The organism is Sphingomonas sp. SP1, from assembly GCF_058313395.1.
The window spans coordinates 251,199-275,774 of record NZ_JBZFLC010000001.1; the positions used below are offsets into that span (position 1 = coordinate 251,199).

Below are 24,576 nucleotides of genomic sequence, written 5' to 3' on the forward strand. Positions count from 1 at the left end.
TCAGCCAACTCCTGACTCCTTCGGAAGCGCAGGCGCTTGCGGCCTATTCCGCCGCTCTTTCGGGCGGCCCGGCCAATCCTCGATCTCCGGCAACATCCCGCGAAGCACGTCGTGCCGATCCCAGAAATGATGCTTCAGGGCCGCCCCTGCATGTGCCGGAATCAGCAAGAGCAGCAGAATGACGGAGGCGATGTGCACATCCTCGGCAAGGTCCAGAATCGCGTAGCGCGTCAGGGGCTCCAGCCCTTCCAACGGCACCTGCGGCCACGGCACCAACCCGCCCAGATATAGCGGCCCCGGCGCGGCGACCGACGACCACATCACCCAGCCCGACAGCGGAAGCGTGAAGAATGTCAGGTAGAAGAGATAGGCGGTGACATGCGCGACCGTCGTCTGCCAGCCCTGTCGGTCGGCATCGTTGTACGGATCGGTTATCAGTGTGCGCCACACCATCCGTCCCACGGCGAGCAACAGGATCGGCAGGCCCGCCGCACTGTGGACCTGATAGGCAAAGACCTTGTCGCCGCCCGGCATCATCCAGTCGGTCCAGAACCCCCAGCCCAGCTGAAACAGGATCAGCAGCGCCATGACCCAGTGGAACAGGATCCCGACCGGGGAATAGCGCCCTTGGCTGGTGTAGCTGTTGCCCCAGGCCCGCAGCCGCTCGATCATGCGGCGAACCTGCGCTCCTCGGCCGCGAACCAGCGATGCGCGACCAGCAGGGCGGCCGCCAGATAGAGCCCGGCGGACGGCGCCCACATGATGAGGCCGGCCACCTGTTGGTCCTCCAGCGGGCTGAAGCCCCAGGCTTCCGTGGTCAGAAAATGCGCTCGGTAGAGCGGCGCTCCGGCAAAGGTCAGCAGCGCGCCCAGAAGACCCATCTGCACCGTGCTCACCAGCAACGCGGCGACCGCCGACAGCCCGCTAGATCGGCGCAGCGCGGCCCAGAATCCCATGGCGGTGGCGGTGATGCTGACCTGCATGGCCCAATAGGTGAGGTCGCTCGAAAGCGCCTCCGCATACAGGCCGGGCGCATGCCACAGCCAGAAGGCAACCGCTTGCAAGCCCGTCCACAGCGCCAGCGACCCAGGCCAGCGCGTTCGGTCGTGCGGCAAAGCATGCACCAGCAAGGGCGCCAACACCGCGGCGAGCAGGACGTGGTGGGTCACCCGGGCCGAGAACAGCGCCGAACTCAGTGCGCAGAACGGCGACACGAACAGCAGCAGCGCCAACCCGATCGAGATTGCGGCTCGTTGCCGTTGCGCCGGCGTCTCCGCCAGTCGCCAAAGCACGACGGAACCGATTGCGAGCGGGCCCAGCAGCAGCGGATCGGCGTTCCACCGCTCGAACAGGTCCGCCGGCACGGGCGCCGCACCGCAATAGGGCAACCAGATCGTTGCGGCCGGCTGGCTCACCTCACGGCGGCGACGCGCGGCGGAGCGGACCGCTGAGCCGGAGCCACCCGCCAGACCGTGTTGGACAGGTCGTCGGCGACCAGCAACGCACCGCGGGGATCGACCGCCACCCCGACCGGTCGGCCGAACGTCTTGCCGTCTGCCTGCATGCCGGTGACGAAATCAACCGGCGGTCCGGCCGGACGTCCACCCCGGAAGGGCACGAACACCACCTTGTAGCCGACCGGCGTTTCACGATTCCAGCTGCCGTGCATGCCGACGAAGACGCCATCGGCGAACCTCCCACCCATCGCAGCGCTAGAGAACGCCAGTCCCAGCGGCGCCGTGTGAGAGCCGAGTGCATAATCCGGACGAACCGTCTGGCGGACCATTTCTTCCTTGAACGGCTGCACCCGGCGATCGGGGTTGGGCCCCCAATAGGCGTAAGGCCAGCCGTAGAAGGCCCCCTGACGGATCGACGTCAGATAGTCGGGCACCAGATTGGGGCCCAGCTCGTCGCGCTCATTCACGACCGCCCACAACTGCCCGCTTCCTGGCTGCACGGCGAGCGCCGTCGGATTGCGAAGCCCGGTGGCGAACCGGCGATGCGCCCCGGTCTGCGCATCGATCTGCCACACCATCGCGCGTTCTTCTTCCGCCGCCATGCCCCGTTCGCCGATGTTGCTGTTGGATCCGTTGCCCACGAACAGGTAACTGCCGTCCGCGCTGGCGGTCAGGGCCTTGGTCCAGTGGTGATTGATCTCCGCCGGCAGGCGCGTGACCAGCACCGGCGCGCCGGACGCGCGGGTCTGGCCCGGCTGATAGTCGAACCGGACCAGCGCATCCTGATTGGCGACAAACAGCCGGTTACCGATCAGGGCCAGGCCGTAGGGGGCATTGAGGTTTTCGGCGAACACCGTCCGCCCTTCGTAAACGCCGTCGCCATTGGCGTCGCGCAGCAAGGTCAGCCGGTCGCCGCCCTTGACCGAACTGGTCCCTTTGGCCTTGAGGAAGCCCGCGATCAGGTCCTTGGGCCGCATCTTCGGCGCGTCGCCGCCGCCCTTGCCTTCCGCCACCAGGATGTCGCCATTGGGCAGCACCAGCATCTGCCGCGGGATCTTGAGGTCGGTGGCGATCGCCGACACGGCATAGCCCTCCGGCACGACGGGTCGCCGGTCGCCCCAGCCGGCCGGGCTGGCGATGGTCATGCCGGGCAGCAACCCCCGCTCCTTGTCGGGAAGCGTGGGGTTGGGACCGTACTGCGCAACCTCCGAATCGGAGCCGCAACCGGCCAGCAAAAGCGCGCCGAGCGCGACCGACAGGCGAAGTTTGCTCATCGTGCGGCTCCCGCCCGTAAAGTGGAAAAGCCGAGCGCCACCGCGACTACGGACAGCAGAAACACCAGCAACGACAGGATCAGGCCGGCGGGCATGGTCGCCCATGCGTCCTTCGCGTGGACCAGTGCCCCGATGAACCCCAGGATGAAGGTCGTGATCAGGACCAGCAGGTAGAGCGCCGACACCCGGTCGCGCCGGACATCCGAGCGGAAGAAATCGACGACCGCCCACAGCAGCGCCAGCCCCGCGAAGACCAGCGCGCCGGCGTTCAGCCAGGCCGCGAAGTTGATCCACTGCACCTCCTTGGTCGACGAATAAGCCCAGTCGCTGAGCAACGCGCCAAGAAATAGCGGCAGAATCGACGCCAAAAAAATGGCGTGCACCGGATGAATATGTCGGCGTAGCGCCGGACTGCTGGCCAAGATCGATCCCCTTTTTTTCCCGACCACCAGCCGAAACCTGCGCCGTCGCGCAATGCCCGTGCCGACCGACTGGTCGTAAGCTCATCAACGCCGAGCCGACATTGCTAATGCGCGCTGGGGCTGATGGGTTCCCTGAAGTCCGCGCGAGCACGGCTTGCCGCCAAGCAGGTTGACCGAAACTGCCGCGTCGTGCATCCGGCCCAACGACCGCTGGCGGCTTATCGAACGTCAGCCATCAGCGGCCTTTCGCGGCAACTGCGGTTGTTCGTGCGGGTGTAGCTCAATGGTAGAGCAGAAGCCTTCCAAGCTTACGACGAGGGTTCGATTCCCTTCACCCGCTCCAAAATGGCCGGGGGCCATTTTGGAGCGCGGCGGATAAGGAACATGCCGGGGGCATGCTCCCCGCCGGCGACTAGCGGTCGGTCACTTGGTGATAGACACCCGGCCTGTATGCGCCACCCTTGCTTCCACCCATCTCATCCGCTAAGCGCGCCGCCTCCAGCACATTGTTGGAAAGCCTGCGGGAGGTCGTCTTGGACGGCCGCTTGTACCGCTAAACTTCGTGTCCGCCTCCGCGCGGGCCAACACAAGAGAGTGACATGGCCAAGAAGATTACCGGCTATATCAAGCTGCAGGTGCCGGCCGGCACCGCCAATCCGTCGCCGCCGATCGGCCCGGCCCTGGGTCAGCGCGGCGTTAACATCATGGAATTCTGCAAGGCGTTCAATGCCGCCACGCAGGAACTGGAAAAGGGTGCTCCGATCCCGACGGTCATCACCGTCTATGCGGACCGCTCCTTCTCCTTCGCCACCAAGACGCCGCCGGCCAGCTTCCTCCTGAAGAAGGCCGCCAAGCTGAAGTCGGGCTCGAAGGAGCCGGGCAAGGTTTCCGCGGGCACCATCAAGCGTTCGCAGCTCGCCGAGATTGCGGAAACCAAGATGAAGGACCTCAACGCCAACGACGTCGAGGCCGCAACGAAGATCATCGAAGGCTCGGCGCGCGCCATGGGCCTCCAGGTTGTGGAGGGCTAAGCGATGGCCAAGCTGACCAAGAAGCAGAAGAGCCAGGCCGACCAGATCGACCGCGACAAGCTCTATGGCGTCGATGAAGCGCTGAACCTCGTGAAGACGCTCGCCACCTCCAAGTTCGACGAGACGGTCGAGGTCGCGCTGAACCTGGGTGTCGATCCGCGCCACGCCGACCAGATGGTCCGCGGCGTCGTCAACCTGCCCAAAGGGACCGGCAAGACCGTTCGCGTCGCCGTGTTCGCCAAGGGCGCCAAGGCTGACGAAGCCAAGGCAGCGGGCGCCGACGTGGTCGGGGCCGAGGACCTGATGGAGAGCATCCAGGGCGGCCAGATCGACTTCGAGCGCGTGATCGCCACCCCCGACATGATGGGCGTTGTCGGCCGCCTCGGTAAGGTGCTGGGACCCAAGGGCCTGATGCCGAACCCGAAGCTCGGCACCGTCACCATGGACGTCACCAAGGCGGTGACCGACGCCAAGGCGGGCCAGATCGAGTTCCGCGTCGAAAAGGCGGGCATCATCCACGCCGGCATCGGCAAGGTGAGCTTCCCGGCGGAGGACCTCCGCGCCAATTACGACGCATTCGTGGACGCGATCGTCAAGGCGAAGCCGGCCGGAGCCAAGGGCAAGTACCTCAAGAAGGCTGCAATCAGCTCGACCATGGGTCCGGGCCTGAAGCTCGCCCTCGACGAGGTTGCCGCTTAAGCGACCGCGATTGCAGGAACAGCAAAGGGCCGGGGCGGCGACGCTCCGGCCCTTTTTGTTGGCAAGCGAGACGTCTCAAGAGACCTGTCCGCTTTCGAGTCATAGCGGCCATTACGAACGCTGTGGCCGGCCTCGATGACCGGCCAACCCTGCTGGTCAGCCTCGCAACAGGATCTGGCTTGGCACCAATTGCGCCACCGTTGCGGCAAGCTCGGCCCGGCGAAAGGGTTTGGTCAGCCTGCGCAGGTCGGGAGCGATGCCTTCGACTTCCGCGTAACCAGAAACGATCAGGATTGGCAGTTCCGGCTGACGGGACTTGACCGACCTCGCCAAGTCCGCCCCGCTCATCCCAGGCATCAGATGATCGGTGACCAGGAGGTCGAGCCTGGCACCCTCGTCGATGAGCCTGAGGGCTTCTTCCGCTGAGGCCGCTTCCACAACGTCGAACCCCATTTCGGAGAGCATTTCCGCAGTGCTGAAGCGAACCAACTCTTCGTCATCCACGAGCAGGGCGACGCCGCCGAGCGCGGCAGGACCCTCGGGCGAGATCGGCACCGACACCCTTTGCGCCTGTGCCGAGGTGGATGGCAGCAACAAGGTGACCGTAGTGCCTTCGCCCACTTCTGTCTCGAGTTCCAGTCCTCCCCCCAGCTGCGCCGCAAGGCCGTGCACCATGGACAGGCCGAGACCGGTTCCCTTGCCCACGCCCTTGGTGGAGTAAAAGGGGTCGACGGCGCGGCTGAGCACTTCCGGGCTCATTCCGAAGCCAGTGTCGCGGACGCTGATGCGGACATAGTTACCTGGCTTGACCCCTGATCGCTGCCCGGCCGCGATGCGCTGATTGTCGACGCGGATCGTGAGCTCGCCGCCATTGGGCATCGCGTCCCTGGCGTTCACCGCCAGATTCAGCAGCGCCATTTCAAGCTGATTGGGATCGGCCTGGGCGGTTGAAACATTTGGGTCCAGCTGAACCCGGATGTCGATGGTCGGGCCAAGCGTCGAACCGAGCAATTCGGCCACCCCATCGAGCAAGACGGCCATGTTCACCGGCACCGGTTGCAGGGGCTGGCGGCGCGCAAAGGCGAGCAGGCGCTGAACAAGCGTCTTCGCCCGCTCTGCAGAATGAAGCGCGCCGTCGATCAGCTTTTGCTCGCGCGCGGTCCCGACCTTTTTGCGCACCAGCAGGTCAAGCGAGCCGATAATCGGCGTCAGGAGGTTGTTGAAGTCGTGGGCCACCCCTCCGGTCAGGCTGCCCATCGCCTCCATCTTCTGGCTTTGCCGCAACGCGTCTTGCGCAAGCGTCAGTTCGGCATCCCTCGTCTTGGCCAGACTGACATCTCGTCCGACGGCCACGAAATTGATGCCATCGGGTTCGGGCGCCACCGTCCAGTCGATATGCTTCCACTTGCCGTCGGCCGTGGCGATGCGGTTTTCAAACCGCGCGGGCTGGCCCGTCTCGGCCATGTTGGCGATGGCCGCTAGCGTCGGCGGCATGTCCTCTTCGTGCATGAACGACGCATAGGGTCGGGTGAGAAGCTGATCCTCGGTCCAGCCGAGGACCGCCGTCCAGGCCGGGCTGACGGCCGACATCATTCCGGAAAAGTCGGCACGGGCAAGCATGTCTTGCGAGAGATTCCAGAGACCGTCACGCTCGGAGATTCGGGCGGCGACCTGCGCTTCGAGGTTTTCGTTGAGCTCACGCAGGCGTTGCTCGGCTCGCCTCCGTGCTGTGACGTCCTTGAACAGGACCGCGATCTGCCGCCTGTTGGCGGGCTCGATCCGAAAGGCGGCAAGTTCGAGCTTGCGATCGGTGACCCCCAGATCGCGCTCGAAGCGGACCGGCTCGCCGGTCAGGAGGACCTTGCGATAAACCTCGAGCCAACCCTCGGCCTCATCGCGGCCGACGACCTCCCGCAGCCGCTTGCCGACAACCCCCGCGATGCCCGTATTCTCGACAAAGGCCGAGTTGGCTTCCACGTGAACATAATCGCTGAGTGGCCCGTCGGCACCATCGACGAACTCGATGACACAGAAGGCTTCGTCAAGGCGCTCGAACAGAGTGCGGTAGCGCTGCTCGCTGTCCCTCAGGCTGATTTGCGCCCGGGCCCGTGCCACCGCCAGACGCGTCCGGTCGGCAAATTCCCTGATCAATGTCAGGTCGTCGTCGCTCCACTCCCGCGCGGTCGATGCATTAACGTAAAAGACGGCAACCAATCGGCCGTGTTCGAGCACCGGCGCGTTGACGAAGGCGCGGGAGCTTTTCTCCTCCAGCGCAGCGGCAGCCTGAGCGGTGCGGGCGTCCTTTCGAACGTCGTTGATGACGGTGAATTCGCCCTGCTTCAAACTGTCGATGAAGGATCCGTACGCCCGCAAGGGCAGTATTCCCGCGAGTGTCTCGACCCCCGGGGCGGTCCAGTCCTGCTCGACATGCAGCGTTTCGGCATCGTGATCGATCGCGGCGTAGCCAACTCGGGCGACTTCAAGTTCCTGCCCCAGGATTGACGCCGCGGCGTAGGCAATATCGCGGGGCTCACCCAAATCCCGCATCCGATCACCAAGCTCGACAAGAGCACGTCCTACAATCATCCAGCCTCAAGCTCGTCGCTGGCCGGACCCCCGTCCCTGCCCAGTTTTCGCCTCGACCCTACTGCCCGCGATCCTGCGGTACCACAAGCCGGATGCATGCCCGCCGATATCGGTTACCCGCTGGCCTTTGTGGAAAGCCCCTGTCTTCTGCCCGTAGCGGAACGTCGCAAACACCTGCCGGAAAGCATCCTGCTCTGGACCCTCGACTCCATTGCGCTAGAGCCGCCGCATGCCGCCGCACGCCGAAGCCTACGACGCGATCATTCTCGGGGCAGGCGGCGCCGGGCTGATGTGCGCCGCCGTGGCGAGCCAGCGCGGCAAGCGAATCCTTGTCATCGACCATGCTCCCGAACCGGGCCGCAAGATCCTCATCTCCGGCGGCGGACGGTGCAATTTCACCAACATCCATACCGCGCCCGACCGCTACCTGTCGGCCAACCGTCATTTCGCCCGCTCCGCGCTTAGCCGCTACACGCCGCAGGACTTCCTGGCGCTGGTCGAAGCCTATGGCATCGCGTGGCACGAGAAGACGCTCGGCCAGCTGTTCTGCGACGGCTCCGCGCGACAGATCGTCGCCATGCTGATGGATGAGTGCACGAAGGGCGACGTTCACTTCCGCTTCGGCCAGTCGGTTGGCGAGGTGCGGCATTCGGATGGGCGCTTCCAGGTCGGCGACGCGACCGCTCCGGCCCTCGTCATTTCGACCGGCGGCCCGTCCATCCCCAAGCTCGGCGCTACCGGGTTCGCCTATGACCTGGCGCGTCAGTTCGGCCTCAAGGTCGTCGAACCGCGTCCGGCGCTGGTTCCACTGACCCTTGGCGGTGAGGAGACCCTGTTCCGCACGCTGTCCGGAGTCGCCGCGCCGGTTGGAGCCCGCTGCAATGGCGCCGCCTTTCGCGAAGCGGCCCTGTTCACGCATCGCGGCCTTAGCGGGCCGGCCATCCTGCAGGTCTCCAGCTACTGGCGGCGCGGCGATCCTGTGGGCATCGATTTTCTCCCCGGCCGACCGAAGGGCTGGCTGGTGGCGGCCAAGCGCGAGCGGCCCCGGGCGCGACTGTCGTCCGTGCTGGCCACGCACCTGCCCGAGAGGCTCGCCGACACGCTGGCCGAGCGCATCAACATCCCAACCGAACTCGCCAACACGCCGGACCGCATTCTCCAGTCCGCCGAGGAGCGGCTGGCCAATTGGCGCTTCAACCCGAACGGCAGCGAAGGCTATGCCAAGGCCGAAGTGACCGCAGGCGGAATCAGCACCGATGCCCTCTCCTCGCGCACCCTGGAAGCAACCAGGGTGCCCGGCCTCTACGCCATCGGTGAAGCGGTGGACGTGACCGGCTGGCTGGGCGGCTATAATTTCCAATGGGCCTGGGCCAGCGGCCATGCCGCGGCCCAGGCAATTGGCGCCTAGCGACCGGTGCCCGACAGGGTCGCCGCCGTGGCGAGATCAAGCCGGTCGGCGGGGACAACCTCAACATCCGGCCGCAGCTTGCGCAATTGGTCGATGAACTTGGCGCTGTCGCCGACGATCACCAGCGACACCCGTTCCGGCTGCAGCAGGCGACCCATCACTCCGGTTGCGCCGGACCCGGTCGTGGCATTGATCCGCTGGGCGTAGGCCAGCGCCTCGGCCGGATCCACGCCACGCAGGATCGCAGCGCCGAGTTGCCCGTTCAAACCCGCGCTGGTTTCCAGCTGCCGCTGGAAGCTGCCGCCGAGCAGCGTCTGGCGGTTGGTGACCGTGCTGGCGTCCAGCGGGTCGCGGGCGATGCGGGCGAATTCGTCGAGGAAGATCTTGGCAACCTCCGCCGCGCTTTCGTTCTTGGTCTGGGCACTCGCCGCGACGACGCCCTGATCGAGCGCGCCGCTGACCGAGCTGTAAGCGCCATAGCTCAATGCCCGCTTCGTTCGCACTTCCTCGAACAGTCGGCCGGTGCTGGACCCGCCCAGCACTGAATTGGCCAGCAGCGCGTTGTAATAGGACGCGTCGGTGCGCTTCAGTCCTCGCGCCACTGCGACCACCGCCGCCTGGCCCGCACCGGGCAGGTCGATGACAAGAGTCCGCGCTGGCTGCTCCGCGCCCGCCAGGCTCGCAGGCGGGGTCGGCGCAGGCCCGTTGGCCCGCCAGTCGCGAAGCGCCTGCTCCGCCACCGTCCGGGCCTGCTCTGAATCGATCCCGCCGGAAACCACCACCGTTGCAAGTTCGGGCCGCCACCATGTCTGCCGGTAGTTGGCGAGGTCGGTGCGGGTCAGCGCGGCCAGGCTTTGCGGCGTGCCGTTGGCCTGACCGCCATAGGGTGCGGCCCCGTACACCACCGGCGCCATTGCCATCGATGCGATCTGGCCCGGGTCCTTCAGCGCCACCTGCAACCCGTCAAGCGCCCGCTTCCGCTCTCGGGCAAAGTCCTTCTCCGGGAAGGTCGCATTGCGAGCGATATCGCCCAGGATCGCCGCCGCCTCGCCAAGGTTGGCGGTCGGTGCGGTGACGGACAAGATGGTCCCGTCCGGTCCCGCGGTCGTGGTCAGGCTGGCCCCGAGCTTTTCGAGACTGGAGGCAATCTGGTCGCCGGTGCGGGTGGCGGTGCCCTCCTTGGCGACCGTGGCGGCGAGCGCGGCGCGACCGGCCTGCGCCCGGTCGTCGACGGCAGCGCCGGCGCGGAACAGGATGCTGAAGGTCGCCAGCGGAACGCGCCCGCTTCGCGCCGACACCAGCCGGACGCCGTTCGACAGGCGCGTGTCCGTTACCGGCGGCAGGGAGAAGGCCGCCTTGGCGCCTGGCGCAGGCGGTGGTTGCCGCTCTCCCTCGGCTTTCAACTGCAGTTGGGGGCCACGCGCTGCGGGAACGCTGGCAAAGGTCGGAAGCGGGGTCGGGTTGGCCCAGCCGGCGGCCTGCCCGTCGCCCTTTTCATACCGCAGCGTCAGGCGCTTGGCCGGATCGAGGTAAAGGCGGGCGACCCGGCGCACATCCTCGGGCGTGACTCGCGTGACCGCCGCCAGCCGCTTGTCCGCCGCCCGCGGATCGCCGGTCCGGACAAGTCCTTCGCCAAGCGTGAAGGCGCGGGTCGATGCCGTTTCGCGCTCGCCCAGCCCCGCCGCGAGCAACTCGTTGACGGCCTCGGTCACTTCGTCCGGGGTCGGACCGGATGCGCGCAACCGCTCCAGTTCCGCATCCAGCGCCGCAGCGACCAGTTGCGGCTGTTTCCCGCTTGCCACCCAGCTCATCAAAGCCAGGAAACCCTGTTCTTCGCTGTCATTGAAGAAGCTGCCCGTCTGCGTCGACATACCGGTCTTCACCAGCGCGGTGTCGAGGCGGTTGTGATCGCCGCCCGCCAGGATTCCCTCCAGCACCTGCAGCGCCGCCATGTCGCGATGTCCGGCGCCGGGCAATTGATAGGCGGTGCCGACCACCGGCAACGGCACATTGGGTCCGCTGGCGACAACCTGCCGACTGCCGGTCAGCGGCTTGTCCTTCACCCTGATCGCCAGCGGCGCCGGCCGCGGTCGCTTGGGAATCGAGCGGAAATATCTGTCGACCAGCACATCGAGTTGTCGTGGTTCGAAATTGCCCGCCACGATCAGCGTTGCGGTATCCGGACCGTAATAAGCCTCGTGAAACGCCCGCGCGTCCTCCAGGGTGGCGCTGTCCAGATCCTCGATCGACCCGATGGTCGGCCGCCGGTGCGGCAGCACATTATAGACGTTTTCACCGAGCACGAACGAAAACAGCCGCCCATAGGGAGGTGCGAGGACGCGTTGGCGGAGTTCTTCTTTGACGACGTTGCGTTCGTTGTTGAACACTTCCTGGTCGATCACCGGGCGGGCCATGCGCTCGGCATGCGTCCAGAGCATCCGTTCCAGATACTCCGCGGGAACGATCTCGTAGTAATTGGTGCGATCGTACCAGGTCGACGCGTTGCGGGTGCCGCCGACGTCGTCCACCATCTTGTTGATGGTGTTGTAGGGCATGTTCTCCGTCTTGCGGCTGAGGATATGCTCGAACAGATGAGCGAAGCCGGAGCGTTTGTCCGGATCATGCTTCGACCCGACCTCGTACCACATGGACACGGTCACATTGGGCGTGGCGGTGTCGCGAATGGCGATCACCTTGAGGCCATTGGGCAAGGTCCGCTGAGTGAAGGCGGTGGCGGGGATATCCTGCCGGGCGGACTGCGCGAGGACCGGGGCCGAAGTCGCCAGCAGAACAGCCGCAAGCGCGGCAGGAAAACGCATGCTCATCAGTATCTTACCCCCAAGGACGAATCGAGCGGTCGACGCTTGCAAGCCGTGCCGGGCCTGCCAAGCGCTTTTTCGACGAGCCGACGAACACCCTGCCCGATTGACGCGTTACCGCTGACTGGAGGAGTTTGATCATGGAACAGGACCGCAAGCCCCCGACGCCCGAGGAACAGGACCCCGCGGCCGTCACCACCGACGATACCGAGTTCGGGAACGAGCATCCGCTGAGCAGCCCGTCCAAGCTCGCCGGAACCGCCGAGGGAGCAATCGCGGCGGAATTCGCCGCCCGCGATGCGATCGAGGGCGAGCCGCTGGCCGATGCGGCCGGCAGCGCGGCGGGCGTCGCTTATGAAGAGGACACGCTTCCGCTCGACGGCGAATAGCGGGCACTCCGCCTAATATTTGTTATAGATCCGCACGTTCCCCGCGGGCATATTTGCCCGTAATTTCAGCGGGGTAAGGTGTATGGAGACGGATCGCGATTACTTGAGCCGGCGGCTTAGCGAAGAACGGCTGGCGGTCGAGCGCGCAGCGTCACCAGAGGCGCGTCACGCTCACGAATGCCTGCTGCGCCGTTACCTGGACGCCCTGGACCGGCACACGAATCAGGCCGCCTGACTGCCGGGCGGCGGCCTCGCTGCCGCCGTTGATCGCCGGGCGGTCGAGCCACCGCCGTTGGTGCCACCAGCCGTCGACATGCGCTGCCGCTCTGTCGACACCCCTCGGCCTTTTGTCGATCCGCAGACTGCCGTCGAAGACCGCAACGAACGGCAAATGCGGACGCCATCACCCGAGCGCATAAACATTCCTGTTCCCGGCCAGCAGGTCGGGATCGAAACAGGAGTTCATCTCATGACGAATACCGCCAAGCACCTGCTCGCCTTCTCGGCAGCGCTGCTGGCTTCCGCAGGCGCGCTGACGGCTGCGGCCAGCTCGGCACATGCCAAGGACGTCACCGTATACGCCGACGAGGACGGCGAGTCGCTCAGCCGCGGCGTTTCGTACGCCGACCTCAATCTGGCAAGCGCGCCTGGACAGAAGAGCCTGGACCGCCGCGTCTCGCGCGCCGTTCGCTACGTTTGCGAGCCGCATCGCGATCGCTCGGCTCGCAGCCGTTACGGCGAATGCGTTGACTTCGCCTGGGACGGTGCTCGTCCGCAAATGGCCCAGGCCATCGAGCGGGCGCAGCAGCTGGCGACGAACGGCACGACCAGCATTGCCCCGGTGGCAATCGCCATCCGCGGCATCGCCCAGTAAGCGACCGCTTGAGTAAATCTCGGCCGCCCGACCTGCCCGGGCGCGCCACCTCGGCCCAATCGCTCTCCCTTGGTCGCATGCACCGCCTGCAGAGCCGCTTGACCGTCGGCGCCGAGCCCGCCTAACACCTCCCCCGATGACCGCTCAAACCACCCGCACCGTTTCTGCTGCCGCTCCGGCCGCCGTGCGTTGGTGGCGCTGGCTTTCCGAGCACCTGCCCGGCGCGCCTGCCTGACGTCCGCCTCGTTTCGAGGTTTCTGTGTTCAGCCAGCCCGCCGCGACCCGGCGGGTTTTTTGTTGCCTCTTCAGCCAGCGAGTTTCCCACATGATCATCGTCCTCAAGCCCGACGCCCCCGCCGACAGCGCTTCGCGCCTGCTTGCCCGGATCGAGGAGGCCGGGCTGAAGCCATTGCACATGCCCGGCAGCGAGCGCGTGGTGCTCGGTGCGCTGGGCGACGAGCGCGTCCTGAACGACCTCGCGCTCGACAGCGACCCGGCGGTGGAAAGCGTCAAGCCGATCCTCGCGCCGTACAAGCTCGTCAGCCGGGAGCTTCACCCGCACGATACGGTGGTCCACGTCGGCGGTGTCCCGGTCGGTGGCGCGAACCTCGCGGTGATCGCCGGGCCGTGCGCGGTCGAAAGCCGCGAACAGCTTTACGATAGCGCGGTCGCGGCCAAGGAGGCAGGCGCCCGGATCCTTCGTGCGGGCGCCTACAAGCCGCGCTCGTCGCCCTACGGCTTTGCCGGACATGGTCCGGCCGGCCTCTCGATCCTGCGCGAAGTCGCGGACGAACTCGGGATGCCGGTGGTGACCGAGGTGATGGACACCGCGGATATCGAGGCGGTTGCCGCGCAGGCGGACGCGCTGCAGATCGGGGCGCGCAACATGCAGAATTTCGCGCTGTTGCGGGCGGTCGGCAAGGCGGGACGGCCCGTTCTGCTGAAACGCGGCCTATCCGCCACCATCCAGGAATGGCTGTTGGCGGCCGAATATCTGCTCGCCGCCGGCCAGTCGCAGGTGATCCTGTGCGAACGCGGCATACGGACCTTCGAAACCGCCACGCGCAACACGTTGGACCTCAACGCAGTACCCTATGTGAAGACCAAGACCCACCTTCCGATCGTGGTCGACCCCAGCCACGGTATCGGGATCCGCGACCTGGTTCCGGCCATGGCGCTGGCCGGGGTCGCGGCGGGCGCCGACGGGATCATGGTGGAGGTCCACCGCGACCCATCGCAAGCCCTGTCCGATGGTGCCCAATCGCTCGACCCGACCGGTTTCGCACGCCTGATGAACTCGCTCCGCCCCGTCGCCGCCGCCGTCGGGCGACCGCTACCATGAGCGAGGTCATCCAGCGGCGGGTAGAGCGCGAGTTCGACCCGCTCGCCTTTTATTCGGCCGCGACCGACGGGGGGACCCGGCCCGATACCGCGATCTTCGAAGGCAATGACGGCCGGACCCTGGTGATGACGGCCGCGGCGGTGCGGGCGACGGCGCGAGGTGGAGAGGTGTTGCTGGAGGCGCTCAGCGCGAATGGCCGAGCCTTGCTCGACCTGCTCGCGGCGCGCTTGCACTTGCCGCCCGGCGATACCCTGCGCTTGCATTATCCGGTGCCGGCCAGTCTCGACCCGCAGGAGCGGCTGCTGGCGCCCGCCCCGCTGCACGCCCTTCGCGGATTGCTGCGCTGCGCCGCGCCCTTGAGCGCTGCCGACCCTTTTGGCGCCTTGCTGCTCGGCATCAGCGGTTTCGACCAAGCCGCGTTCGGCGAGGAATTGGCCGACGGTGCGCCCCATCCGCTGGGCTTTCCCGACTTCATCTATTGGGTGCCCGACAGCCTGGCGGTGGTCGAACCGTCCGGCGGGGCCCGGCTGCTGTGCCCGGCGTTTGGGCCGGACCCGCGCCAGCAACATGACGCCGCCCGTCGCCTGGAGGAGTTGCTGTCCCGGCCGACCGCGCCCAGCCGCGTGGCCACGCCCCCAGCCCAAGGATTGGCGGAAATCACCGCCGACCTTGATGACGAGGCCTTCAAGGCTGTGGTGCTGCGCGCCAAGGACGCCATCGCTGCGGGCGATGTCTATCAGATCGTCCCGTCGCGCAGTTTCTCGGCCCCCTGCGCCGACCCGTTTGCCGCCTTCGTCGACCTTCGCGAGGTGGAGCCGACCAGCTATCGCTTCTTCTTCTCCGGCCCCGGCTGGACCCTGCTTGGGGCCAGTCCGGAAACCAGCGTGCGCCTGTTTCGCGACGGTGCGGGCACCAGCGTCGAGATCAAGCCGATCGCGGGCACGCGCCCGCGCGGCTCCTCCCCGGACGAGGACGACCGGCTCGAGGCCGAAATGCGGCTCGACAGCAAAGAACTGGCCGAACACATGATGCTGGTCGATCTTGCCCGCAACGACGTTGCGCGGATCAGCCTGTCGGGCACCCGGCGCGTGACGCGACTGCTGACCGTGGAACGCTATGCCCGGGTCATGCACCTGGTCTCGTCGGTGACGGGCAAGCTTGGCATCGGCCTGGATGCGTTCGACGCGCTTGCCGCCTGCCTGAACGTCGGCACGCTGACCGGCGCTCCCAAGCTTCGCGCCATGCAGCTGCTCCGTGACCTGGAGACGACCGGCCGCGGCCCTTATGGCGGCGCGGCGGGCTGGATCAACGCGGGCGGAGACATGGACACCGCTGTCGTGATCCGCTCCGCCCTGGTCGCGGGCGGCATTGCCGAGGTCAGGGCCGGCGCAGGCGTCGTGCATGACAGCGAGCCGCAGGCGGAAGCGGACGAGACCCGCCGCAAGGCGAGCGCGCTGCTGGGAGTGCTGGCGGCATGAACGTCCTGCTGATCGACAATCTGGACAGCTTCACCTTCAACCTGGTCGAAAGCCTGAGGCGGCTCGGCGCCCACGTCCGGGTGCTGCGCAACTCGGTCGCTGCCGCCTCCGCGATGGCCGAGGCCGAGCAGTCGGACAGTTTGCTGATGCTTTCCCCGGGGCCGGGCGGACCCGAGGACGCGGGCTGCTGCCTCGATCTGATCGCCATGGCCAGGGGCCGGGTGCCGCTGGTGGGCATTTGCCTTGGCCACCAGGCCATCGCGCATGAGGCCGGAGCGAAGGTGCGACGCGCGGCGGACCCGGTGCATGGCAAGGCGACGCTGATCGACCATGACGGCGCCGGACCATTCACCGCCCTGCCAAGCCCGCTGCGTGTGGCGCGTTACCACTCGCTTGGCGTCGCCGGCCTGCCGCCCCGTTTCACCGTTCACGCAAGGACGGGAGACACCGTGATGGCCTTTTCCGACCCGCTCGCCCGCCAGGCCGGGGTCCAGTTCCATCCGGAAAGCATCCTGACGACCCCCGGCGATGCCATGCTCGCCAATCTGCTGAAAATCTGACGGCAAGCGCCTTGGAGTGGCCGTTCGCCTTGTTGAGGCCCCAATCCCATCTTAACTCCACCTATTCCTATGCAACAGATGACGCTTTCGAATGGCGGCCTCGCACGGGCTGCGGATCAGCCCGTTGCCGGCAAGGCGCGTGTCGATGCGCGCTCGGACGACCGTGCCATGCTGCGTGCGGCCGCCGACCTGACGCGCGACCTCAATACGCCCGACCGCCGCATCTATTGGGCCGATCTCATCGGTTCGGCCGTGCTTGGCTACCTGGCGCTGGGGGCTGCCCTGGTTATAACGTCGACACTCGACATGGTCCTGTCCGGCATCGTGGCAACACTGGCCCTGTATCGCCTGGGCAGTTTCATTCATGAGCTAACCCATATCAAGCACAGCCAGCTGCCCGGTTTCCGCCGCGCCTGGAATTTCCTGATCGGCGTACCCCTGCTGGTGCCTTCGTTTCTGTACGAGGGCATCCACAACATGCACCATGCCAAAACTCGCTACGGCACGGTCGAGGATCCCGAGTATCTGCCGCTGGCGCTGATGAAGCCCTGGACCCTGCCGCTGTTCCTGGTGGCGGCGGCGCTGGCGCCAATCGTGCTGCTGGTCCGCTTTGCCGTGCTGACGCCGCTATCGCTGCTGATCCCGCCGCTCCGCAAGCTGGTGGTGGAGCGCTATTCCGGGTTGCAGATCAATCCGCATTTCCGCCGCCGGCCACCCGAGGGTGAGTTCCGCCGGCAATGGATTCGGCTGGAAACGGCCTGCAGCCTGTGGGCAATGACCTTCAGCGCATTGGCGATCAGCGGAGTGATCCCGCCGCGCGCATTGCTGATCCTGCTGTGCATCACGTCGGGCGTGTTGTTCCTCAATCAGGTGCGGACGCTGGTTGCGCATCTGTGGGAGAACGAGGGCGAGCCGATGAGCGTGACGGCGCAGTATCTGGATAGCGTCAACGTTCCGCCGCCAGCCACGCTGCCCGCCCTGTGGGCGCCCGTTGGCCTGCGCTATCACGCGCTGCACCACCTGTTGCCGGGCGTGCCCTATCACAATCTGGGCGAGGCCCATCGTCGATTGAGTGGCGCGCTGGGCGCGGACAGCGCGTTTCACGTGACCAACCACCGGGCGCTGACGCCGCTGGTCGTCAGACTAGCGCGCAGTACGCTCGGCCAGCGCTAGCGAAATCTATTTCAGCAGGGCGGTGAGTTCGGCGGCATTGCTGAATTCCACCGGCTTCCCGTTCAGCAGAAAGGCCGGCGTTCCCTTGACGCCCGCCGCCTGCGCCTTGCCATAGGCCGCCTGCAGCCAGTTCAAGCCCGCCTGATCAGCGACGCACCGATTGGTCGCGGCCGGGGTCAGGTCATAGCGGGCGGCAAGTTGGCTCATGCCGCTGACGGCGACCAGCTTGCGGTTGAAGGTCGCTGCGCCAGCCTCGCGCGCGGCGGCAAGCTCGGACGGGTCGGCCGCGCGCAGCTTGTCGGTGTAGGCACCGGTGGCCCGGTAATAATCCTCGATGAAGCCGAAGCGGCGACCCGCCGGCACGCAGCGAGCAATCAGGGTCGCGGCAACGTCATGCGGGAAGATGAGATACGGCCGATATTCGAAGCTCGCCCGGCCGCCTTTCACCGCGGCCATGATCGGCGCGGTCGCGAACTCCGAATAATGCGCGCAATGCGGGCAGTTGAGGGAGCCGTATTCGACCAGCTTCAGGCGCGCTGCCGGATTGCCGACCCGCCAGCCGACCGGAGTGGTCGCCACCATGGACGTCCAGTTGCGCGGAACAGCGGCGGCAGGCTTGGTGGGTGCAGCAGCAACAGCAAGCAGAAGCAGGGACAGCATGGCGATAACCTTCGTGGGCGACGGCGGAACGGGGCTCATTCCTCGCTTCTGATCAGCACCGTCTCGCCGATCAGCAGGAACAGAAAGAAGGGAGCCCAGGCGGCCAGCAACGGCGGGTAGGCCCCGACATTGCCCATCGCCAGGCTGAAATTGTCGGCCACAAAATAGCCGAAGCCAAGCGCCATCCCGATCACCGCCCGCAGCAACGTCTTGCCGGAGCGCGCAAGGCCGAACGCCGCGACGGCGGCAAGCAGCGGCATCAGCACCGATGACAGCGGCGCCGCAAGCTTGTGCCACAGACCGGATTCCACGGTCGCGGTCGGCCGGCCGGACGCGCGCAGATCGTCCAGCGACTGGCGCAGCGTGAAGAAGTCGGTCGATTCCGGGTCGACCTTGGCCAGCGTCAGGCGAGCGGGCTCGACGCCCTCCATCGCCCGCATGGCCGGGACCCGCCGCAACAGGTTCATGCTGGAACTATATACGCCGACGTTCCGCAGCAGCCAGCCGTCGCCGTCCGGCCGAGCGGTCTCCGCCCGGATGATCCGCTCGATGAGGTTGCCCTCCCGCTCGTAGATCTCGACCCGCTCGAGCCGGGTGGCGGCGCCTCGACCCACAACCAGCCGCGCTCGGACCAGGTCGTCTCCGTCCATGATCCACACATTGGTCTTAACCCCGCTCTCCGGCGGCAAGGGACGATAGTCATTGTCGTCCCAGGCGCTGACGGTCCGGGTCGCCTTGGTGACCACGCGCTCGTTGAACGCGAAGGACGCGCCGGCGACGAACAGGCTGGCCACGATCAGCGGCGCCAGGATCTGGTGCGCGGACAGTCCGGCCGCCTTCATTGCGACGACCTCGCTGTTCTGGTTCAGGGTTGTAAAGGTGATGAGCGTGCCAAGCAGCACCGCAAAGGGCAGGAAGCGGCTGATCAGCATCGGAACCCGCAGCGCGACATAGCGCCACAGTTCTGCCTCGCCATTACCCTCGACTGCCAGGATCTTGCCGCTCTCGCCCAACAGGTCGAGCGTCATCAGCACCAGCACCAGCGCCAGCAGCACCGCAAAGGTCCGGGTCAGGAACAGCTTGACCGTGTACAGCGCCAGCCGGCGGGAAGGGAAGAAATCGAGGTTGATCATGCGCCCGCCTCGGCCCCGCGACCGAACTGGGGCAGCAGTCGCCCGATCGCCTTGCCGGCCTTTGCCGCGCCCCGCTCGAGCGCGCCGATCGGCTGCCCTCCCGGCTTGCGAGCGATCGTCCAGTACATCCACACGATCAGGCCGGCAAAGATGAAGAACGGGATCCACAAGGCGATCTCGGGCGGGATGTTCCCGCGCGCGCCCGTCGCCTCCGCCCACTGATTGATCTTGTGGTAGGCAACCACCATCACGATCCCGACGAAGATCCCAAGCGACGAGGAGCTTCGCTTCGGCGGGATCGCCAGCGCCACCGCCAGCAGCGGCAGCAACAGCATCATCACCACCTCCACCAGGCGAAAATGAAGGTTCGCACGGGCCGCGAGTTGCGCTTCGCCCGATGCCGCCGCACCGGCATAGCTTTCGGCGATCAGCTCCGGCAGCGTCTTTTCATCGACCTCGTCGCTGGCATCCCCGCGCGCGCGGAAACTGTCCACCCGCGGCAGCGTGATCGGCAGGTCATAGCTTTCGAACGCCAGGGTCCGGGGGGTGACGAAGCTCGGGTTCGACTGGATCAGCCGCCCGCGCTCCAGCCGGAACAGGATCGTGTCCGGATCGTCGGTCGACAGGAATCGCCCGTGCTCGGCCGTGGCGACCACGCTGGTGCCGGACTTGTCGTCGACCTGCACGAAGATGCCGTGCAACTGCGTGCCGTTGCGCTCCGACCGATCGATCCGCAGCGTGAAGCGCTTGGACAGGGTATTGAACTCGCCGACCTTCAGGCTGGCCCCCAACGCGCCGGAGCGCAGGTCGAAGCGAAGCCGCTCATACCCATAGTGGGTCCACGGCTGCAGCCAGCCGACAATGAACAGGTTCAGCAGCAGCAGGACGAAGGCATACCAATAGGGTACGCGCAGCAGGCGTCCAAAGCCGGAACCGATCCCACGAAGCGCGTCCAGCTCGGAACTCATCGCCAGCTTGCGAAACGCCAGCAAGATGCCCAGCAACAGCCCGATCGGGATTCCGAGCGCGAAATATTCCGGCAGCAGATTGGCGAGCATCCGCCACACGACGCTGACCGGCCCGCCCGCGTTCACCACGAAATCGAACAGCCGCAGCATCTTGTCGAGGACCAGCAGCATCGCGGCGATCAGCAGCGTGCCCAGCAAGGGCACGGCCACGCTCTTGGCGACGTAGCGGTCGATCAGCGACAGGCTACCCACGTTTAAGTTGCTCTAACACCATGTTTTGGCCGCAAATCGCGGGCAGGAAGGTTGATGAAAGGCTGGGATCGTTCCCGGCCGGCTTCTGGACAGGCTTATAGCGAACCGATGGCGAATGGCATTCGGATTATTGGCTGGAAGGGCGCTCTTTCTCTGGCGGTGAAGGTGAATTGAAGATGAGCGCCGGCCGTATCGCCCTTCTGTCCAACCCTCGCAGCACGGGTAATCTGCGCCAGCTGCCCCGTATCCGTGCCTTCTGTGCCGAGCATCCCGACATCTTCCACTATGAGGTCGAGCAGGTCGAGCAGGTCGGCGAAGCGATGCGCACCATCGCCCGCATCCGGCCGCGCATGCTGGTCATCAACGGTGGCGACGGCACCGTCCAGGGTGCTCTGACCGAGCTGCACAATGGCGGGCATTTCGGCGGTTCGACTCCGCCTGTCGCCGTGCTTCCGAACGGCAAGACCAACCTCATCGCGCTGGACCTCGGGGCACAAGGCGATCCGATCGTCGCATTGGAGCGACTGCTGGAGATCGCCCGCAGCGACATGGCGCCCCACCTCGTCGAACGCGAGCTCATCGCGCTGCGATGCGGCGCGGACACCCAGCACCCGGTGATCGGGATGTTCCTAGGGGGCGCGGGCCTGGCCGATACGATGCTCTACTGCCGCAACCGGATCTACCCGCTCGGCCTGCCCAACGGCATCAGCCATTTCATCACGGCGGTGGCGGTGATGTTGCGCGGACTGTTCGGCCTGAAGGCCGGCTTCCTGCCGCCCGAACCGAGCCCGCTTTTGGTATCGGTTCCGGCCGGACGCGCGATCAACGGGCGCTTCGCACTGCTGGCGGTCACGACGCTCGAGAAGCTGCTGCTAGGCGGCGAGTTGCGGGGAGAGCAGCGCGGCCGGCTCAAGATGGTCGCGATCGAACAGCGGCCGTCCTCCATGATTCGCGGCTTGTTCGCGGGGCTCGCCGGCCGGCTGGGCCAGGGCAAGCTCAGTGGCGTTCATGTGGAAGAAGCCGACGAGATCAGCATCGAGGGGGAACGGTCGAGCGTTATCCTCGACGGCGAGACCTTCACCGCCAACCTCGGCCATCCCATCCACCTGTCGCGAGCCCAGCCGCTGTCGTTCGTTCGGCTTGCCGCCTGAGTTTTCGATGAGCCAACTGCGCGATCTTGTCGCGGCCGAGCTGCGGCAGCCGGTCGATCCAAGGGTCCGCGCTCTCGCCGAAGCCATCGCCGCGCGGCACGGACCGGCGAGCCGCGCGGTGCTATTTTACGGGTCGTGCCTGCGCGAGAGCCAGCTCGATGGGTTGATGCTCGATTTCTATCTCATCGTATCCGATTACCGCGCCGCCTATGACCGGCGATGGTTGGCGGCCGCGAACCGGTTGATTCCCCCCAATGTCTTTCCGTTTGCGCACAACGGACTGCACGCCAAATATGCAGTGCTCAGCGAGGCGGACTTTCACCGTCTCAACGGGCCGGAGACCCGCAACGTGTCCGTCTGGGCCCGCTTCGCCCAACCGTCGCGGCTGGTCTGGTCGTCGGACGTTGCGGCGGAAGGCCGGGCCATCTCGGCCGTCGCCCGTGCCGCTCCGACGCTGCTCTGCGCAGCGCTCGCCGTCCTCCCGAACGACCAGCGACCGCTCGACCTGTGGCGCGCCGCCTTCGCCCTGACCTACTCCGCCGAACTCCGCGCCGAGAAGAAGGAGCGTGGACAATCGGTGGTCGATTCCGACCCGGAGCGCTACCTGCGCTTCACCGGACCCGCGCTCGCGGCCGCCCGGGCGGAAAACCGGCGACGGCATTCCAGCTGGCGTCGGCGGCGGCTGGAAGGCAAGGCCCTGTCCGTGCTGCGTCTGGCCAAGGCCAGCGCGACGTTCGCCGGCGGCGCCGATTATATCGCGTGGAAGATCAATCGCCACGCCGGGACCGATATTCAGTTGAAGCCGTGGCAGCGCCGCTGGCCTTTGCTGGCCGCGCTGACCCTCGCGCCCCGCTTGTTCCGCTCGCGCGCGATCCGTTAGCCGGCGGCGCGGCGCGGTTCGTCCGGCACAGACCGGCCGAGCGCCGTCGCGACCGCGGTTGCAAGGGCGGTGACGGTGAACGGTTTACGCAGAAGGTCATAGCCGACCAGATCATCGCCCTCGCCGTCGCCGACGAAGCCGGTGACGAACAGGATCGCCGTTTGCGGACGCAGCTGCTTCAGCTCCCGCACCAGCTCGGGTCCGGTCATCTCGGGCATGATGACGTCCGATATGACCAGGTCGAATTCCTGATTCGAAAACAGTGCGATCGCCTCGGCGCCGGAGGAGCAGGACACCGGCTCGTAATCCAGGTCTTCGAGCGCTCCGACGGTCGCCGCGCGGACCCGCGGATCGTCCTCGACCAGCAGGATTCGTGCGCCAGGCACTGCCGTTTCCGCTTCGAACCTTTGCTGCATCGCCGGGTGCATCCTCACTTCGGCCGGTTCCACCTGGGTCCTGGGCAGGTAGATGGAAACGGTCGTGCCGACGCCTACTGAACTTTCGATCCCGACTTCTCCGCCCGACTGATGGGCGAAACCGAAGATCTGGGACAGGCCGAGGCCGGTGCCCTTGCCGACCTCCTTAGTCGTGAAGAACGGTTCGAACGCCCGCTCCATCACTTCCGCCGTCATGCCGCAGCCGGTATCGCTTACCGATATCCGGACATAATCGCCGCCACGGATATCGCCGACCTCGCCCGGACCGACCGTGACGTTATCGGTGGCGATGGTTACCACACCGTCGCCGTCCATGGCATCCCGCGCGTTAACCGCAAGGTTCAGGACCGCATTCTCAAGCTGGTGCGGATCCACGAACACCGGCCAGGACCCGGCCGGTGCGCGCACCTCCACCCGGACCCGCTCCCCCAGGGTTCGGTCGAGCAGTTCCGACATGCCGCCGACCAGCTCGGCTGGATCCATCCGCGACGGAAGCAGCGGCTCCGACCGGGCGAAGCTCAACAGCCGGCGAGTGAGCGCGGCTGCCCGGGTCGCGCCTTCCATCGCGTTGTTGAGGTGCAGCAGGATTTCTCGCTTGGGCCCGTTCAGGCGGCGGCGGGCAAGATCGATGCCCCCCACCACCACCGCCAGCATATTGTTGAAATCATGCGCGATGCCGCCGGTCAGCTGTCCGACGGCCTCCATCTTCTGGACCTGGCGTAGTTGGGCCTCGGCCGCCTCTCGCTCTTCCGCCTCGGCCTTGAGCATCGCGTTGGCCTCGCTCAATTCCTGCGTGCGTAGCGCCACCGCCTGCTCGAGGGTTTCCGCTTCCCGGCGCGCGGCGATGTTTTCGCGCAGCACCTGGATCGCCAGGATTCCGAGCCCGATTGCGCCAAGGCCGACGATGACGCCAAGCCACGACAGATAATCGGTCAGCCGGTCGGCTTCGGCGGAAAAGAATTGCGTTCGCAGCATGCTGCGCCGCAATTCCAACCGTTCGGCATTCGCGATCTCTGCCAGCTTGTCGCGCAGGTCGGGCCCGGTCTGGGTCAATGAAGCGGCATAGTAGAGGGGGGCCCCACCCTGCCCCTGCTGGCCCGCCGCAGCCCGCGCCGCCTGGCCGAGCTCCACCCCGCGTTGATGGTAAAGATCGCGCAATTCGGCCACCCGCTCGCGCTGCGCCGGGTTGGCGCGGACCTGGGCGGCCAGTTGCCGGATCTGGTGACCGGCAAGGCGCCACTGGTCGGCATAAATGGCGCCGCTGCCTTCGGGCCGGACGTCTTCGTCCAGCACGAAGCGCCCAAGTGCGGCCTCCGAGCGCGAAATGGTGGCGTCCACCGTCCGGACCAGCAGGGTCACGTCATAGGCGTGCCGTTCGCGCTTCAGGGCCTCGTCGCGGGCTTCGTTCGAAATGGCGACCAGCAGGACCATGCCGAGCAGGACCAAGGTCGCAAAAAGAGCGCCCGCGGCCGCGCCGCCACGGCGCCAATTGAAGTTCCGGTCCTCGACCGACGCTAACATGGGACGGAGTCTAGGACCGCAGGCAAGCGGACGCTACCCGTTTTTGCTTGAACCGGTTCATA

At 66.4% G+C, this 24,576-nt stretch carries 22 protein-coding genes and 1 tRNA gene; 12 read left to right on the plus strand and 11 right to left on the minus strand.

Features of this window, described 5'->3' with window-relative positions; all coding sequences use genetic code 11:
• Genes AC4GYS_RS01370 through AC4GYS_RS01385 form a run of 4 tightly spaced genes read right to left on the minus strand, consistent with a single transcriptional unit; the run spans nt 1 to nt 3,153 of the window.
• Nucleotides 1–672, minus strand: coding sequence for a cytochrome b (locus AC4GYS_RS01370; RefSeq protein ID WP_491107322.1), 672 nt, complete (start codon nt 670–672; stop codon nt 1–3).
• Nucleotides 669–1,415: a cytochrome c oxidase assembly protein gene (locus AC4GYS_RS01375; RefSeq protein WP_491107323.1), complete on the minus strand. Its 747-nt coding sequence runs from the start codon at nt 1,413–1,415 to the stop codon at nt 669–671. The genes AC4GYS_RS01370 and AC4GYS_RS01375 overlap by 4 nt, the downstream gene beginning before the upstream one ends.
• Nucleotides 1,412–2,731, minus strand: a complete 1,320-nt coding sequence (locus tag AC4GYS_RS01380) for a PQQ-dependent sugar dehydrogenase (RefSeq protein ID WP_491107324.1) — start codon at nt 2,729–2,731, stop codon at nt 1,412–1,414. The genes AC4GYS_RS01375 and AC4GYS_RS01380 overlap by 4 nt, the downstream gene beginning before the upstream one ends.
• Nucleotides 2,728–3,153, minus strand: a complete 426-nt coding sequence (locus AC4GYS_RS01385; protein ID WP_491107325.1) for a DUF2231 domain-containing protein — start codon at nt 3,151–3,153, stop codon at nt 2,728–2,730. Before AC4GYS_RS01385 ends, AC4GYS_RS01380 begins: the two co-directional genes overlap by 4 nt.
• Before the next feature lie 269 nt (nt 3,154–3,422).
• On the opposite strand from AC4GYS_RS01385, the gene AC4GYS_RS01390 reads away from it, so the two are divergent.
• From AC4GYS_RS01390 to rplA, 3 genes are all read left to right on the plus strand, one after another.
• Nucleotides 3,423–3,496: transfer RNA gene (locus tag AC4GYS_RS01390), tRNA-Gly, on the plus strand.
• Nucleotides 3,497–3,752: 256 nt separating this feature from the next.
• Nucleotides 3,753–4,184: a 50S ribosomal protein L11 gene (gene rplK / locus AC4GYS_RS01395; protein WP_491107326.1), complete on the plus strand. Its 432-nt coding sequence runs from the start codon at nt 3,753–3,755 to the stop codon at nt 4,182–4,184.
• Between the two features lie 3 nt (nt 4,185–4,187).
• Nucleotides 4,188–4,883 carry a 50S ribosomal protein L1 gene (rplA, locus tag AC4GYS_RS01400; protein ID WP_491107327.1) on the plus strand — a complete coding sequence of 232 codons (696 nt, stop codon included), beginning with the start codon at nt 4,188–4,190 and terminating at the stop codon, nt 4,881–4,883.
• A gap of 156 nt (nt 4,884–5,039) precedes the next feature.
• Here rplA and AC4GYS_RS01405 read toward each other — a convergent pair whose 3' ends face one another.
• Nucleotides 5,040–7,430, minus strand: coding sequence for an ATP-binding protein (locus AC4GYS_RS01405; RefSeq protein ID WP_491107328.1), 2,391 nt, complete (start codon nt 7,428–7,430; stop codon nt 5,040–5,042).
• Between the two features lie 268 nt (nt 7,431–7,698).
• Between AC4GYS_RS01405 and AC4GYS_RS01410 the strand changes: the two genes are divergently transcribed.
• On the plus strand, nt 7,699–8,877 hold the full coding sequence (locus AC4GYS_RS01410) for a BaiN/RdsA family NAD(P)/FAD-dependent oxidoreductase (protein WP_491107329.1): 1,179 nt from the start codon (nt 7,699–7,701) through the stop codon (nt 8,875–8,877).
• On the opposite strand, the gene AC4GYS_RS01415 is transcribed toward AC4GYS_RS01410, so the two are convergent.
• On the minus strand, nt 8,874–11,696 hold the full coding sequence (locus tag AC4GYS_RS01415; protein ID WP_491107330.1) for a M16 family metallopeptidase: 2,823 nt from the start codon (nt 11,694–11,696) through the stop codon (nt 8,874–8,876). The genes AC4GYS_RS01410 and AC4GYS_RS01415 overlap by 4 nt on opposite strands.
• A gap of 140 nt (nt 11,697–11,836) precedes the next feature.
• Between AC4GYS_RS01415 and AC4GYS_RS01420 the strand changes: the two genes are divergently transcribed.
• On the plus strand, nt 11,837–12,085 hold the full coding sequence (locus AC4GYS_RS01420; RefSeq protein WP_491107331.1) for a hypothetical protein: 249 nt from the start codon (nt 11,837–11,839) through the stop codon (nt 12,083–12,085).
• A gap of 151 nt (nt 12,086–12,236) precedes the next feature.
• Here the strand turns inward: AC4GYS_RS01420 and AC4GYS_RS01425 are convergent, their stop codons facing one another.
• Entirely contained in the window at nt 12,237–12,476 is a 240-nt protein-coding gene (locus tag AC4GYS_RS01425; RefSeq protein WP_491107332.1) for a hypothetical protein, read from the minus strand.
• Between the two features lie 78 nt (nt 12,477–12,554).
• Here AC4GYS_RS01425 and AC4GYS_RS01430 point away from each other — a divergent pair, with 78 nt between their 5' ends.
• From AC4GYS_RS01430 to AC4GYS_RS01450, 5 genes are all read left to right on the plus strand, one after another.
• Nucleotides 12,555–12,959 carry a UrcA family protein gene (locus tag AC4GYS_RS01430; RefSeq protein ID WP_491107333.1) on the plus strand — a complete coding sequence of 135 codons (405 nt, stop codon included), beginning with the start codon at nt 12,555–12,557 and terminating at the stop codon, nt 12,957–12,959.
• A gap of 325 nt (nt 12,960–13,284) precedes the next feature.
• A complete protein-coding gene (gene aroF, locus AC4GYS_RS01435; RefSeq protein ID WP_491107334.1) occupies nt 13,285–14,301 on the plus strand; it encodes a 3-deoxy-7-phosphoheptulonate synthase in 1,017 nt (338 codons plus the stop codon).
• Nucleotides 14,298–15,779: a chorismate-binding protein gene (locus AC4GYS_RS01440; RefSeq protein WP_491107335.1), complete on the plus strand. Its 1,482-nt coding sequence runs from the start codon at nt 14,298–14,300 to the stop codon at nt 15,777–15,779. The genes aroF and AC4GYS_RS01440 overlap by 4 nt, the downstream gene beginning before the upstream one ends.
• On the plus strand, nt 15,776–16,339 hold the full coding sequence (locus tag AC4GYS_RS01445; RefSeq protein WP_491107336.1) for an anthranilate synthase component II: 564 nt from the start codon (nt 15,776–15,778) through the stop codon (nt 16,337–16,339). Before AC4GYS_RS01440 ends, AC4GYS_RS01445 begins: the two co-directional genes overlap by 4 nt.
• Before the next feature lie 78 nt (nt 16,340–16,417).
• Nucleotides 16,418–17,512 carry a fatty acid desaturase family protein gene (locus tag AC4GYS_RS01450; RefSeq protein ID WP_491109339.1) on the plus strand — a complete coding sequence of 365 codons (1,095 nt, stop codon included), beginning with the start codon at nt 16,418–16,420 and terminating at the stop codon, nt 17,510–17,512.
• 6 nt (nt 17,513–17,518) lie between these two features.
• Here AC4GYS_RS01450 and AC4GYS_RS01455 read toward each other — a convergent pair whose 3' ends face one another.
• The 3 genes from AC4GYS_RS01455 to lptF are packed head-to-tail and all read right to left on the minus strand — an operon-like array spanning nt 17,519 to nt 20,525.
• Entirely contained in the window at nt 17,519–18,172 is a 654-nt protein-coding gene (locus AC4GYS_RS01455) for a DsbA family protein (protein ID WP_491107337.1), read from the minus strand.
• Between the two features lie 35 nt (nt 18,173–18,207).
• Entirely contained in the window at nt 18,208–19,305 is a 1,098-nt protein-coding gene (gene lptG / locus AC4GYS_RS01460) for an LPS export ABC transporter permease LptG (protein ID WP_491107338.1), read from the minus strand.
• Nucleotides 19,302–20,525 carry an LPS export ABC transporter permease LptF gene (lptF, locus tag AC4GYS_RS01465; protein ID WP_491107339.1) on the minus strand — a complete coding sequence of 408 codons (1,224 nt, stop codon included), beginning with the start codon at nt 20,523–20,525 and terminating at the stop codon, nt 19,302–19,304. Before lptF ends, lptG begins: the two co-directional genes overlap by 4 nt.
• Nucleotides 20,526–20,701: 176 nt before the next feature.
• Here lptF and AC4GYS_RS01470 point away from each other — a divergent pair, with 176 nt between their 5' ends.
• Both AC4GYS_RS01470 and AC4GYS_RS01475 read left to right on the plus strand, forming a co-directional pair.
• Complete coding sequence (locus tag AC4GYS_RS01470; RefSeq protein WP_491107340.1) at nt 20,702–21,676, plus strand: diacylglycerol/lipid kinase family protein; 975 nt, start codon at nt 20,702–20,704, stop codon at nt 21,674–21,676.
• Between the two features lie 7 nt (nt 21,677–21,683).
• Entirely contained in the window at nt 21,684–22,556 is an 873-nt protein-coding gene (locus AC4GYS_RS01475; protein ID WP_491107341.1) for a hypothetical protein, read from the plus strand.
• On the opposite strand, the gene AC4GYS_RS01480 is transcribed toward AC4GYS_RS01475, so the two are convergent.
• The gene (locus tag AC4GYS_RS01480; protein WP_491107342.1) at nt 22,553–24,514 is read right to left on the minus strand and encodes an ATP-binding protein; all 1,962 of its coding nucleotides are present in this window, start codon (nt 24,512–24,514) and stop codon (nt 22,553–22,555) included. The two genes, AC4GYS_RS01475 and AC4GYS_RS01480, sit on opposite strands and share 4 nt — an antisense overlap.
• Nucleotides 24,515–24,576 lie beyond the last annotated feature (62 nt).